We start from the raw sequence: 12879 nt of genomic DNA, 5'->3' as shown, positions 1-12879 counted from the left end.
CCGAGTACGGCGAGTATGCGAGCTGTCGACTCCGCGGCCCGGCCCGCGTTGAGCATCCTCTCCGCAGTCCACGACACCGAGGCGTATCTGGCCGAGATGATCGACTCGGTGGTCGAGCAGACCGTCGGGGACTGGGAGCTCGTCGTCGTCGACAACGGGATGTCCGACGAGGTCGTCCGGATCGTCGAGAAGTACGCCGACGACGAGCGGATCCGGCTGGTGCGCCAGGAGTTCCAGAGCCCGGCGGGCGGGATCAATGCGGCGGCAGCGGCAGCGCGTGGCGCCTACTACGCCGTCCTGCCCGGTGATGGGCGGCTCAAGCCCACCTTCTGCGAACGCGTCGCCAAGGTGCTCGCCGAGCATCCCGAGATCGACGTGCTCTGTGTCGACGCGCTCCCCTTCCTCGACGGCGAGGACCAGCCGCCCACCTTCCGGCAACGCTGCGGGATCACCGCCGAGCCGGGTGTCGAGCATCGGGTCCCGCTCGTCGAGGTTCTGCGTGGCGCGGCGCTGTACACCACGGCCGCCATCCGGGCGTCGGTCTGGGAGTCGGCCGACGGCTGGGCTGCCGACACCCCGCTGGTGGAGAGCCTCGAGTTGTGCCTGCGGATGTTGGCTGCGGGGCGCGATTTGCGGGTGTTGCCGGAGCCGCTGGGTCAATACCGGCTTCACCCCGACAATCCCGACCACGAACCTGCCGACTGGGACGAGTACGACGACAGCGTGGAGCGGACGTTCGCCCGCGTCGGCACGCTGACGGACGATCCCGAGGTGCTCGCGCACCTGCGCACGACGCTGCGGAACCTCCGCTACGAGAAGGCGCTCCGGCGGAGTCGCGAGGCCATGCGCAGGTCCGACTCGAAGACTGCGCGGCAGCAGGCCCGGGCGGCGTTGCGGCAGCGCCCCTCGGTGAGGCCGGCGGTGATGTGGGCGGTGCTGCGGGTCGCACCGGGCGGCACCCGGTCGCTGAAGAGCGCGAAGGCGCGGATCACCGGTCTCGTCCGGTCGTTGGCGGGTCGCGCCGCTCAGTGAGCGACGGTGGCATCGTCCAGCAGGTGGTCGACCGCCGGGAACACGAAGTGGAGAAGGAAGAACGCCACGGCCGCCACGAGGAGGAACGCGATCACGACGCGAATCGCGAGTGGGCCGGGGAGGTGACGCCAGATCCAGGCGTACATCAGGCGGGCCTTTCCTGAGCGGGGGTCGTCGGGCTGGTCTCGGTCAACACCGCGTGCAGGACGAGCCGCTGTCGCGCCGAGAAGCGGGGGTGGCAGGTCGTGAGGGTCAGGAGGCTCGCCGGGACCGCCGGAACGAGCTCGGGCCGGTCGGGCACGGCGGCGAGGACGGCGGTTTCGGTGGGCGCGACGATCTCGCGACCGACCACGCCGTCGTAGGGCTCGGGCAGTCGTGGCATCGAGCTGCACCCGGGCCCGAGCACCTCACCGGGGATCGGCAGCACCCGGTAGGTGAAGACCGCATCGCGGGTCTCGAGCCGAATCGGGTCGCACGAGGTCAGGGTGTCGAGGGCGTCGAACGGCGCACCGCGACCCACCCGATGCCCCGCAATCCGGGCGGACCGGGATCGGCTCACAGACGAGGATCGCGCTGACCGCCACGCCCTGTTGTCGATAACTCACCCTGCGCAACATCGTTGTTGCAGGTCACACCCCTTACTCTGGACGGCACGCCGTGGTGGGGATGGCTGATCGTGGCCTGGCTGGCCCTGGGTCTCCTCGTCGCGCTTGCCTTCGGGAGTCCTCGCTGGCGGCGGTGAGCGGTCCTTGGAGGACGAAGCCCGGGACGGTCGACGTGCTACACGCCGGCCGGCGTCGCCTCTGTCGCCTTCGGAGCGAACCGAACCCCGTTCACCTGCACGGCGCGGACCAGCTCCGACCACGGACCGGCCGCGGCGTCTGCGGCACTGAGCACCTCGACGGGCTCCGGCCACGGGATGCCGAGCTCCGGGTCGTCGTAGCGGACAGAGAGGTTCTCTGCCGGATCGTGCTCACGGTCGATCCGGTAGCAGACGTCGCTCTGCTCGGTGAGGGACTGGAAGCCGTGCAGGAAACCCGGCGGCACGAAGAGATGGCAGAAGTCGCGGTCGTCAAGAACGATCTCGTGGCGGCGCCCGAAGGTGGGCGACCCCACGCGCACGTCGACGACGACGTCGAACACGGCGCCGCGGGCGCAGCGGACGAGCTTCGCCTCGCCCCGGCCGCTCCGGGTGTGCATGCCGCGGACGGTGCCCCGCCGCGACCGGGACTGACTGTCCTGCACGAATGATCCGGGCGAGATGCCGTGCGCCGCGGCGATCCGGGAGTCAAACGTCCGGGTGAAGAAGCCCCGGTCGTCGTGATGCGGGGTCGGTCGGAAGACCAGGACGCCCGGGAGGGGCGTGTCAAGAACCTCCATGTCGTGGTGCTCGGTCAGGAGGACCCTCCCGTTAGGGCTTCCTCTCATGAAGAATGCCTAGTCCGATCAGCCCGCCTCGTTACCCTGTGTGTACGAATCGTGACGACTCCTGGGTTTTCATGTACGGGGTGTAACACCCGTGACTAATCCATCGAGCAAGACCGCGAGTGCCCGGAACGGCGTATCCGGGCACTGCTTCTGAGGCCGAGGACCAGATGAGCGAGCCGGTCGTCGGTGTGCGCGATTGGGGAGGGGTGCCGTGGGGTTCGACGCGGGCCTGGACGACTCGAGAGATCGAAACGCGAGCGATGTGACGTTCTCCCGAATACCTCCCTCGCGGGTCTCCACCGTGAGGCCGCTGACGATCCCGCTCGGAGAGAACCGGTGGGAACGTCGGTACTCGCTCCTGGTGGTCGCCGGAGACCTCACTGCGATCGTGGCGAGCGTCGTCCTCGGGTACGTACTGAACCTCGGCACCTACATCCCCTGGCTGGGGCACGTCTCCGCGTTCGTGGGCGTCGTCGCCGGGCTCCTCACGGTCGTCTGCCTCTACCTCACCCGGGTGTGGGAGCCCAAGGTCCTCGGACAGGGTGCCGAGGAGTTCAGCAGACTGCTTCGCGGTTTCGTGACGAGCGCGGTCCTGCTCGGTCTGCTCGGGCTCAGTACCCAGGCGCTCGCAGTACGTCCCTGGGTCTTCGGCCTGATCCCGCTGGCCGGCGCGATGGCTCTCGCCATCCGGCTCGCGTTGAGAGCCCGGATCCACCGCTTGCGGGCCCGCGGGCGCTGCTCCCTCCCGGTGCTCGCGGTGGGCGCTCCTGAATCGGTGGCGGAGCTCGTCGCACGGACGCGGCGCGACACCGATCGCGGCTGGGTGGTGGTCGCGGCCTGCACTCCCACGGGAGTCGGCGAGGGTGGCAGCCAGAAGGTCATGGGTGTGCCGGTGGTCGGCGACCTGGACGGGGTGGCCCGGAACGTCCGCCGCGGCGGCCACCGGATCGTCGCGGTGGGACAGGCACCGGGCTGGACCCCCCGTCGGCTGCACGAGCTGTCCTGGGACCTCGAGGGCTCCGAGACGGAGATCGTGGTCGACCCCGGCCTGATGGACATCTCCGGCCCCCGTCTGCACGTCCAGCCGGTCGACGGCATGCTCCTGCTGCGGCTGACCAAGCCCACCTTCAGCGGCGTGTCCTGGCTGATCAAGCAGGTCGTGGACCGGGTCGGCTCGGCCTTGCTGCTGCTGGTCATCGCCCCCGCGCTCGTGGCCCTCGCCATCGGGGTCAAGTTGGACGGCGGCCCGGTCTTCTTCCGTCAGAAGCGGGTCGGCCGGCACGGCCGCGAGTTCGCGATGATGAAGTTCCGCTCGATGGTCGTCGACGCCGAGGCGCGCCTCGCGGAGCTGAAGGCCGACAACGAGGGCGCGGGTCCGTTGTTCAAGATGCGGGACGACCCTCGGATCACCCGCTTCGGACAGTTCCTGCGCAAGTACTCCCTCGACGAGCTCCCGCAGCTGTTCAACGTGCTGATCGGACAGATGTCGCTCGTCGGTCCGCGTCCGCCGCTGCCGGCCGAGGTCGTGCAGTACGGGCCCGACGCGAAGCGCAAGCTCCTCGTCCGGCCCGGGCTCACCGGGCTCTGGCAGATCAGCGGACGCAGCGACCTCACCTGGGAGCAGTCCGTCCGCCTGGACCTGCGCTACGTCGAGACCTGGAATCTCGCCCTCGACGGGCTCATCCTGTGGCGCACACTCGGCGCCGTCGCCCGCAGCTCGGGTGCGTACTGAACGCTGCCCCATCGACCCCGGTCGCCTCCCGGAAGGACGACATGACCAGTTTCGACCGCTCGACAGAACTGCAGGACCGGCTGCACCGCGTGGTACCGGGGGGTGCACACACCTTCGCCAAGGGGCCGGACCAGTACCCGGAGCGGATGGCGCCTGTGCTGAGGCGGGGGCGCGGCGCACGGGTCTGGGACGTCGACGGCAACGAGTTCGTCGAGTACGGCATGGGGATGCGGGCGGTGACCCTCGGGCACGGCTACGAGCCGGTGATCGAGGCGGTGAAGGCGGTTCTGGCGGACGGGATCTCGTTCACCCGGCCGACCGAGCTCGAGCTCGCCGCGGCCGAGGACTTCCTGTCCCTGGTGCCCGGGGCCCACATGGTCAAGTTCGCGAAGAACGCGTCGGACGCCACCGGCGCCGCCATCCGGCTCGCCCGCGCCGCCACCGGCCGCGATCTGGTCGCCTACTGCCACGACCAGCCCTACTTCAGTGCTCAGGACTGGTTCGTCGGCACCCTGCCGATCAATCGCGGGATCCCGGAAGCCGTGCGCTCACTGAACCGGTCGTTCGGCTACAACGACCTCGACTCGCTGCGCGCGGTCCTCGAGGCCGACGAGGGCCGGGTCGCATGCGTGATCCTCGAGGCGGCGAGCGCGCTGTCCGAGCCGGCGCCCGGCTTCCTCGAGGGGATCCGCCGGCTCTGCGACCAGCACGGAGCCGTCCTGATCTTCGACGAGACGATCACCGGGTTCCGCTGGTCGGCAGGCGGGGCCCAGGCCGTCTACGGGGTCACGCCCGATCTCTCGACCTGGGGTAAGGCCATCGGCAACGGTTTCCCGATCGCCGCGCTCGCCGGGCGGCGCGAGCTGATGGAGCTGGGTGGGCTCGCGACCGACGAGGAGCGGGTCTTCCTGCTCTCCAGCACGCACGGCGCGGAGACAGCGTCCCTGGCGGCCTTCCGGGCCGTCGTCCGGGCCTACCGTGACACCGATCCGGTGGGCACCATGGAGCGTCAGGGCGCGAAGCTCGCCGAAGGCGTGAACAGGGTGGCGGCGGAAGCCGGTATCGACCACGCGCTCTCGGTAGTAGGGCGGCCGTCGTGCCAGATCTTCCGCACGCTCGACGCCGACGGCTCGCCGTCGCAGCCGATGCGCACGCTGTTCCTGCAGGAGATCCTGCGGCGCGGGGTGCTCGGTCAGTCCTATGTGATCTCGGCTGCGCACACGGACCTCGACGTGGAGCAGACCGTCGACGCCGCGGCGGGTGCCGTGGCCGCCTACCGCAAGGCGCTGGAGACCGGGCGGCCCGAGGATCTCTTCGAGGGCCGACCCGTGGCGCCCGCGCACCGGCGCTACGCGGAGCCCCGTCGACTGGCTGGATGAGCCGACCGGCCGAACGAGGGTGAGGGGGAAGCCGCTGCGGCTTCCCCCTCACCCTCATGTGAGGATGCTCGGGTCGGCGAGGTCCCGCTCCACGGCGGCGAAGACCTGCTCGAAGGCATCGCGACTGCGTGCGACCTGCTCGTCCGCCCGAATCCTCAGCGGCTCCCGCAGCGCCGGCGCCTTCTCCCATGCGTCCGCGACGGCCGACGACAGCCGGCTCTGCAGGTCCGGCTCGTCGAGCCGCACGATCGACAGCCCGTCGCCGAACATCTCGGCGAGTCCGAGCAGCTTGTCGTCGTAGTACGCGGACGAGGTGAGGCCGACGACCGGAATCCCCTGCGACAGGGCGAACACGGCGAGGTGGTACGCCCCGGTCACCACGACCCGGCACCGCGAGACGCGGGCCGCCACCTCCCGCGGCCCGGCGAAGCGGGGGAGCGGAGGTACGACGTCGGCGAATCCCGTGGTGAGCGGCAGTGTGGACCGGCGGTCCTCCGACCGGTACTCCGAGATGATCAATGGGACGAGCGCCGCTCCGCGCTCCGTGGCGGTTGTGCGCACGACCGAGCCGACGGCTGCCTTCGCCCGGGTCGCGACGGGGGAATAGCCCGCCACGCGGAGGCAGACGCCGAGATCCTGCCCGATCTCGGCGCGCCGGGCACCGGTGGCGAGCTCGATCGCGTCGTCGCCGGTCACGATCACCTGGTCGGACGCGACGCCGAGCTCGGCGAGCAGGGAAGGGCCGCGCCGGCCCTCGCGCAGGGCGATCAACGTCGTGCGCGGCAACACCGCCGCGGCGGCCTCGCGGAGCCGCTCGTCCCGCAGCGGCCCGAAACCCTGGCCGACCAGCGCCGCCGGCGATCCGGAGATCACGGCCTGCTCCAGGAACCTGAACGTGCGGGCTGCCTGCTCGGCGTCCACATCGGTCAGATACCCGCCTCCGACGGCGAGCAGCAGATCCGCTCCGCGGAGGGCGCGTCGCTCGGCTCGTGACGAATCGCACGCACGCGCCGGCTCGGCATTTTCGACGGCGTGGGGGGTGACATCCCGGAACCGCTTCGATGCGTAGCGTAAAGCGCGCCGTGTCCACATTCGAGGGACTTCGCGAGCGCTGATGAAACCGATGGAGAACGGGCCGACGACGGACGGTGACAAACGGGCGGCGATTCGCCCGATCGGTCCGTTCCCCGTCCGCCGGGCGAGTCGGCCGGGAACGATGGCCTCGACATCGGGGTGGAGGGCTCGCAGGAGCGCCGGAGTGCTGGTCAACACCCCGATACGTGCTGCGGGCCAACGGCGACGCAGGCGCGCCAACGTGACCTCCAGCATAGCCAGATCGCCCTTGTTGAGCAGCCAGTACTCACCGTTCTGCACCACGACGGACGGGGATCGGACGGCCCTTGCGCGTGACCGTGAATCGTGATCGGCGATTGTCATCGGGCTTTCCCTCGTCGTTGCCGTGGAGGCGGTTGGGGAGACGGCACCAGAAGGGTGCGACAGGGGGAAGCATAGCGGGCGTCAGGAGCGGGAAACACCGTCCGTGACCATCGGTGCTGCCCGATCCGGATCGGCTAACGCGCGACCACCCTCCGCCGACACCACACCCGGTGGCCCGCGGGGCCATGCCCGGGGGACCGGGTGGGCGGCGGAAGGCGTACGTGCCGATGACGGCGACAGGTGCAGGGGCGGAGCCCACGAGCGGACCTCCCTCCATGCGCAGCAGGATCGCCAGGGTGGCGATGGCCTCGGCCGGAGCCCAGGTGATCGGCGAGATCATCTCGCTCGTCCAGACGATCGTGCTCGCCCGGGTGCTCGGGCCGGAGATCGTCGGCGTCTTCGCCGCGGGAACAGTCCTCACCACCTTCCTGGCGAACTTCGCCGAGGGTGGGATGCGCTCGGGACTGATCCAGCGCGAGCGGGATCTGGCCGACGCGGCGGAGACCGTGTTCAGGGGCACGATCGTGACGGGGTTCCTGATGAGCCTCGGGGCGCTCGCCGCGGCGCCGCTCGTCGCGATCGTGTTCGACAGCAGCACCGCGGGCGTGGTCGCTGCCACGTCGTCGGGTGCTCTCCTGCTCTACTCGTTGACCAACGTGCCGGAAGCGATGCTCCAGCGCGAGTTCAGCGTCAAGCGCCGGCTGATCGTCGGCCCCACGGTCGCCATCAGCTTCGCGATCGTCTCCGTGACGATGGCGCTACTGGGTTTCGGTGTGTGGAGCCTGATCGTCGGGACCTATGTCTCCTACGTCGCGTGGGTGGCCGCCGTCTGGCTGATCACGGACTGGCGACCCGGCCGCGGCAGGGCGAGCTTCCGAATGTGGCGTGAGCTCGCCCGGTTCGGCTTCCCGCTGGTCATGGGCTTCGTCGGAGCACGCTTCCAACAGATGGTGGAGTCGATCGTCGTCGGCCGGGGGCTCAGCACCACGGCGCTCGGCTACTACCGCTACGGCGTACGCATCTCGCGGATCCCGGTCAATGCCACGCTCGAGGTGGTGTCGAATGCGCTGTTCCCGGCCTTCTCCCGGATCGCCGGCGACACGGCCCGACTCCGCGCGAGCTTCCTGCAGGCGCTGAGCTTCCTGACCTTCTTCGCCGCCGCGATCGCGGGTCTCGCCATCGCCCTCGGGGTGCCGGCCGTCGTGATCGTCCTCGGCGAACCGTGGCGGGGGGCCGGCGTGGCGGTGATGGCCATGGCGGGTCTCGGGCTCGGCAAGGCCTTCACCGCGGTCTCGGAGGAGACCATGAAGGGCTGCGGACGCACGCCGCTGCTGAACTACCTCACCGTGACCGAGGTGGTGCTCGGCATCGGCCTGCTCCTCCTGATCATCCCGTTCGGGCTCGTCGGCGTCGGGCTGGCGATCTCGTTGACCGCGCTGGCCGTGGGTACGCAGGGGCTCGTGCTCGTCCGTCCGCTCGCGGGGATCACGGGGGCGGAGGTCCTGCGGATCGTCGTACCGGCGCTCCTCGCCGCCGCGATCGCGACCGCGTCGACGGCGGCACTCGAGCACCTCGTCCTGCACTCGGACACCAGGCCCGTGGTTCTCGGACTGGCCTTCCTCGTCGTCGACGTGCTGGCCTTCCTGGCGGTCTACGTGCCGTTGATGCTGCTCCTCGCCCCGCACACGGTCCGACCGATCGTGCGCACGATCGTCCGCGTCCTAGGCCGGCTCCGGAGCCGCCTAGCCTGACGCCGGCCGGGCGTCGCGCCGAGGTCCGCGCGCTCGGCTCGCCTCGGTGGTCGCGAACGCCAGCATCCCGCCTTCGGGCAGGTCGTCTCGGGTTATGGCCCACAGGTGGTGGGCCCGGCGCCTGCCGCCCACGTCGAGATAGCCGGCCATCAGGCCCTCGCGCCGCATCCCCAGCCGCTCGGCGCCCCATGCCGCGAGGTCGTTGCCGTCGGCGATCGGCGCGGACAGCCGGTGCAGGCCCAGGGGCCCGAACGCGTAGTCGACGACGGCAGCCGCGGCCACGCCCGTCAGGCCCGTCGCGGCGATCGCCTCGTCGAGCCAGATGCCGAGCTCGGCGTTGCCGTTATGCGGGTCTATCCATTCGAGATTGCACTGGCCGGTGAATCGACCGTCGACCTCGACGACGAGGGGAAGCGCCTTGCCCGCGATGGCCGCCCGCCGCGCGTGCAGGTAGTGCGACATCCATTCCGCGTCGCTGTGTCGCTCCTCCCACGACAAGGACGACGAGACCCACCAGGGCTCGATGCGCTCGCGGTTCAGTATCCGCAGCCGCCTCCACTCGGCCGCATCGGCCAGTCGCGGGCTGCGCACGTGGACGGTCCGGGCGCCGACATCGAAGGGTCCGAGGACGACTCCCCACGTGAGTGACGGGGGTGCGCCGGGCCGTGTCCGCTCCATCAACCGCCGGACCGGCCGGAGGTGGAAGCGCACACCGGTGCGCCAGGCGGCCAGTGAGATCGAACCTGGGAGCGAGGTCACGCGTAGTCGCCTTCCTCGGCGGGAGATCGTCGGAATGAGCATCGCGCGCCGTCAACTCCGCGTTAACCGGACGACTGTGCCCACCGCCGCTTACTCGTGCAACGGCGAGGTTTTCGACCCGTCCGCCCACTGTCGATCGGCACCGGAGTAACGACTCCTGCCCCGATCCGACCCCTATCACCGAGGGCCGGGGAGCACCACCGAGCCCGATGGGGGACACCGTCGTGGTCGGTCCGCCGGACGACAGGTCGCCCGGACCGCCGAGAAAGGCAACAATGAGCCCGTTGCGCGTGTACCTGGACCGCATCCGGCACCACCTCCTCGTCGTGGCGGTGGTGGCGGGAGCTGCCCTGGTGTTGACCCTCGCCTCCGTCTGGAGCCAGGGGACCACCTACACCGGGAGAGCGGCCCTGTCCCTCGGCTCCGCGACCCGGGCGCCCGAGCAGGACGCCGTCCTGGCGCAGGGCTATGCGGACTACTTCAACGAGGTGTCCTACCAGCAGAAGCTCCGCGCGGACGCCCACGTCCCGCCCGGGGTGACCCTCGAGGCCCGCCTGGCGGGCGCCAGCCCGATCATCTACGTGGAGGCGACCAGTTCCGACCGGGCAGCGGCGGAGTCCGCGGCGTCGACCGTGGCGGCGGCCTTCCGCACGGACGTCAACGCCAACCGCGAGGCGGCGAAGCAGGGCACGATCGATCTGACGCACAAGGAAATCGACACCCAGCTCGCCCTTCTCAAGACGCTGCCGCCCGGCAGTTCGGCAGCCAGCTCCATCACGGCCGCGATCGGTTACCTGCAGGGCAGGATCAGCGACATCCAGGCCGACACCTCGAACCAGCTCCAGGATCTCCAGCTCGACGCCGGCGTCTCGTCGACGAAGCCCAGTCTGCTGATCAACGCCGCGCTCGGCTTGATCGGCGGCCTGATCCTCGGTTGCCTCGCCGCCCTCGTCGTCGCCGGTGTCCGGGATCGGCTGACGAGCCCGGCCGAGGTGACGGAGCGGACCGGGCTCACGCCGCTCGCCGAGATCCGCGCGGGTGACGCGGTCGCGATGCGGCAGAGCCGGGTGCAGGCGCTCCAGCGGCTCGCGAACTTCCTGACCCGGGCCGGATCGGCCAAGCCGATGATCGTCGCGGTGACGGCCCCGCACGCCACGGAAGGAGTCGCGCAGGTCGCCTTCGGTCTGGCGTCGCTCCGGGCGACGCAGGGCGATCGCGTCCTGCTGATGCGGACGGACTTGCACCGGCACGACGATGCCGATCCCGGGCGTCCGGGAGTCAGTGACGTGCTCGACGGCCGGGCCGGAGAACTGGAGAGGATGACCGTGGCGGGGTCGAACCCCAATCTGCACATCCTTCCGGCCGGCGTCGCGATGTCCGATCCCTTCGAGCTGTTCACGCCGGCTCGCGTGGAAGCTCTCGTGACGCAGGCCCGGGGCGGTGTCGACCTCGTGATCGTCGAGACGGCGCCGATCCTCGACGCGGCCGAGGCACAGACGGTCTGCGCCGCGTCGGACGCGACCCTGCTGGTCGTGGAGGCGGGGAAGACGAAGGCCGGGGATGCGACCCAGGCGAGTGCCCTGCTCGACGACGTCGGCGTCGCCCCACTCGGAGCGGTGCTGGTCGCCGACGGCGTCGACCTGCCGACCGCCACGGAACCCGAGCGCCCCATCGACGACGGGACCTCAGCGGCAGACCCCGAGGCGACCTGTCGTCTTCCGCGCACGGGTGCGTACGAGCACGCGGACGACGAGCACGTGGGTAAGAAGCTGTCGGCGCTCGTGCGCGTCGGCCACGTACTGCGGCGATGACGCCGCAGTTCGACGGCATGGCAGCCTGGGCGCCCGCGCGGCCCCACAGCGGTGCGGGCGCTCTCGTCGCGCCCGCCGTCGTCGGCGGCGCGGTCCTGGTCGTCGCCGGTCTTGCGGGGTTCGTGGCCCCGGCGCACGCCGGAGCGATGGTCCTTCTGGGTGGGGTCGGCGCGGCCGTCGCAGCGATCGGGCTCGGCAGCCCGGTCGTCGCGGTGACCGTGCTCCTCGTGGCACAGGCGGTCCGGCTCGCACTCCCCGAGGGACCGCCCAGCTCGATCTTCCTCGTCGCCTTCGTCGGTGTAATCGCGTCGGCGACGCTGGCCGTGGCACGGCGAGCGGTCCCCACGCCCCGCCCCGACGGCATCGAGCTCGCCATGGTGCTCTACGCCCTGTGGAACGTCGGGTCCGCCTTCGCGGACCACGCCTATGCGGCCACTATCCCCCTGACGGGGCAGACGACGTCTGTCTACCGGTTCCTGCTCGGCGGCACGATCATCCCGTTCGTGCTCTTCTTCGTGGGGCGCCACGTCGTCGTGCGGACCTCGGTCGTCCGTCTGTTCCTGTGGTTCTCGGTCGGTCTCTCGGCCTACTCGGCCATGATGGCCTTCTTCCAGTTCAACGGGCCGGCGTCGCTCATCTGGCCCCGGTTCATCGCGCAGTCGGAGGTCTGGCCGGGGCGGGCCGTCGGCATCTTCAACCAGCCCGTGATGAACGGACTGACCTTCACCACCGGCTTCGCCGCGGCCGTCGCGCTGGCGTCGTTGCCCGGCAGGCTCGCCCTGAGAGTCGTGGCCGGGCTCGTCGCGATCGCCTCGGTGTACGGCGTCTTCGCGACCCACACCCGTGGCACGTGGCTCGCCTTCGCTGCGGTCCTCGTGCTCGGTGCGCTCTTCGCCCGAGGCATGCGTTTCGGCTACCTGGCGACACTCGGTGCGATCTGCCTCGTCATCGCGACCAACTGGCAGACGTTCACCAGTGCGGACCGGGCCGAGGGCGGGGTCGGGTCGGCCGGGGAGGTCGAGGACCGGCTGAACTCGGCGGCCACGTCGCTCTGGGCGATCGAGCAGAAGCCGCTCTTCGGCTGGGGAATCGCCCGTTTCGTGCCCGTCAACACCTATCACCACCAGCAGTGGTCGCCCGACGTGCCCTGGGAACGGGGCTTCGCCATCGCCTCGCACCTCAACGAGCTGGGCATCGCAGCCGAGCTCGGGCTGATCGGTCTCGCGCTGTGGCTGGTCGTTCAGGTGCTGCTCGCGGCCAACCTGGTCAAGGCCTGGCGACGGACGCCGTCCGAGGACCGCTGGGGATCTGCGTTGGTCTTCGTCGCCGGCGGTTCCTGGCTGGCCCTGGTCATCAGCGGTTTCACCGCGGACCTGCGCTTCTTCGACTACTCGAACTCGATGATCATGCTGCTCGTCGGCATGGCCATCGGGTGGGCGGCACACAGGTCGAAGGACGCTGGTACCCACGCACCCGCCGCTGCGACGCCCCGACCCGCGCCGACAGCTGCCCGGACGGCCGGAGTCGTGGGGTGAAAGAAACGCCGTCCG

11 protein-coding genes are annotated in these 12879 nt (G+C 70.5%); 6 read left to right on the top strand and 5 right to left on the bottom strand.

What is annotated here, in order from left to right:
• The first annotated feature begins 15 nt into the window (after nt 1-15).
• Nucleotides 16-1032: a glycosyltransferase family 2 protein gene (locus ACQP04_RS29550; RefSeq protein ID WP_433503804.1), complete on the top strand. Its 1017-nt coding sequence runs from the start codon at nt 16-18 to the stop codon at nt 1030-1032.
• Here ACQP04_RS29550 and ACQP04_RS29545 read toward each other — a convergent pair.
• The 3 genes from ACQP04_RS29545 to ACQP04_RS29535 all read right to left on the bottom strand — a co-directional run bounded on the left by ACQP04_RS29545 (nt 1026) and on the right by ACQP04_RS29535 (nt 2412).
• Complete coding sequence (locus ACQP04_RS29545; protein WP_433503803.1) at nt 1026-1178, bottom strand: hypothetical protein; 153 nt, start codon at nt 1176-1178, stop codon at nt 1026-1028. The two genes, ACQP04_RS29550 and ACQP04_RS29545, sit on opposite strands and share 7 nt — an antisense overlap.
• Nucleotides 1178-1591, bottom strand: coding sequence for a sortase domain-containing protein (locus ACQP04_RS29540; protein ID WP_433503802.1), 414 nt, complete (start codon nt 1589-1591; stop codon nt 1178-1180). The genes ACQP04_RS29545 and ACQP04_RS29540 overlap by 1 nt, the downstream gene beginning before the upstream one ends.
• A 221-nt stretch (nt 1592-1812) precedes the next feature.
• The gene (locus ACQP04_RS29535; protein ID WP_433503801.1) at nt 1813-2412 is read right to left on the bottom strand and encodes a dTDP-4-dehydrorhamnose 3,5-epimerase family protein; all 600 of its coding nucleotides are present in this window, start codon (nt 2410-2412) and stop codon (nt 1813-1815) included.
• A 259-nt stretch (nt 2413-2671) separates the two neighbouring features.
• Between ACQP04_RS29535 and ACQP04_RS29530 the strand changes: the two genes are divergently transcribed.
• Both ACQP04_RS29530 and ACQP04_RS29525 read left to right on the top strand, forming a co-directional pair.
• Entirely contained in the window at nt 2672-4192 is a 1521-nt protein-coding gene (locus tag ACQP04_RS29530) for a sugar transferase (RefSeq protein ID WP_433503800.1), read from the top strand.
• A 41-nt stretch (nt 4193-4233) separates the two neighbouring features.
• Nucleotides 4234-5571 carry a glutamate-1-semialdehyde 2,1-aminomutase gene (locus ACQP04_RS29525; protein ID WP_433503799.1) on the top strand — a complete coding sequence of 446 codons (1338 nt, stop codon included), beginning with the start codon at nt 4234-4236 and terminating at the stop codon, nt 5569-5571.
• A 54-nt stretch (nt 5572-5625) separates the two neighbouring features.
• On the opposite strand, the gene ACQP04_RS29520 is transcribed toward ACQP04_RS29525, so the two are convergent.
• Nucleotides 5626-6948 (bottom strand): polysaccharide pyruvyl transferase family protein, encoded by a 1323-nt coding sequence (locus tag ACQP04_RS29520; RefSeq protein ID WP_433503798.1) that lies wholly within the window; start codon nt 6946-6948, stop codon nt 5626-5628.
• Between the two features lie 335 nt (nt 6949-7283).
• Between ACQP04_RS29520 and ACQP04_RS29515 the strand changes: the two genes are divergently transcribed.
• Nucleotides 7284-8759, top strand: coding sequence for an oligosaccharide flippase family protein (locus ACQP04_RS29515; RefSeq protein ID WP_433503797.1), 1476 nt, complete (start codon nt 7284-7286; stop codon nt 8757-8759).
• Here ACQP04_RS29515 and ACQP04_RS29510 read toward each other — a convergent pair.
• Nucleotides 8751-9350 (bottom strand): GNAT family N-acetyltransferase, encoded by a 600-nt coding sequence (locus ACQP04_RS29510; RefSeq protein WP_433503796.1) that lies wholly within the window; start codon nt 9348-9350, stop codon nt 8751-8753. The two genes, ACQP04_RS29515 and ACQP04_RS29510, sit on opposite strands and share 9 nt — an antisense overlap.
• A gap of 704 nt (nt 9351-10054) precedes the next feature.
• On the opposite strand from ACQP04_RS29510, the gene ACQP04_RS29505 reads away from it, so the two are divergent.
• Nucleotides 10055-11329 carry a CpsD/CapB family tyrosine-protein kinase gene (locus tag ACQP04_RS29505; protein WP_433503795.1) on the top strand — a complete coding sequence of 425 codons (1275 nt, stop codon included), beginning with the start codon at nt 10055-10057 and terminating at the stop codon, nt 11327-11329.
• Nucleotides 11326-12864 (top strand): O-antigen ligase family protein, encoded by a 1539-nt coding sequence (locus ACQP04_RS29500; protein ID WP_433503794.1) that lies wholly within the window; start codon nt 11326-11328, stop codon nt 12862-12864. Before ACQP04_RS29505 ends, ACQP04_RS29500 begins: the two co-directional genes overlap by 4 nt.
• The last annotated feature ends 15 nt before the right edge of the window (nt 12865-12879 follow it).

This window comes from Pseudonocardia halophobica (genome assembly GCF_050948485.1).
Lineage (GTDB): Bacteria > Actinomycetota > Actinomycetes > Mycobacteriales > Pseudonocardiaceae > Pseudonocardia > Pseudonocardia halophobica.
The sequence above is the reverse complement of the archived record's forward strand: the minus strand, read 5'-3'. Positions and strand labels throughout refer to the sequence as shown.

Coding starts and splice junctions, on each gene's coding strand:
- ACQP04_RS29550 (WP_433503804.1), top strand. CDS start 16: ATGCGAGCTGTCGACTCCGCGGCCCGGCCCGCGTTGAGCATCCTCTCC.
- ACQP04_RS29545 (WP_433503803.1), bottom strand. CDS start 1,178: ATGTACGCCTGGATCTGGCGTCACCTCCCCGGCCCACTCGCGATTCGC.
- ACQP04_RS29535 (WP_433503801.1), bottom strand. CDS start 2,412: ATGGAGGTTCTTGACACGCCCCTCCCGGGCGTCCTGGTCTTCCGACCG.
- ACQP04_RS29525 (WP_433503799.1), top strand. CDS start 4,234: ATGACCAGTTTCGACCGCTCGACAGAACTGCAGGACCGGCTGCACCGC.
- ACQP04_RS29515 (WP_433503797.1), top strand. CDS start 7,284: ATGCGCAGCAGGATCGCCAGGGTGGCGATGGCCTCGGCCGGAGCCCAG.
- ACQP04_RS29500 (WP_433503794.1), top strand. CDS start 11,326: ATGACGCCGCAGTTCGACGGCATGGCAGCCTGGGCGCCCGCGCGGCCC.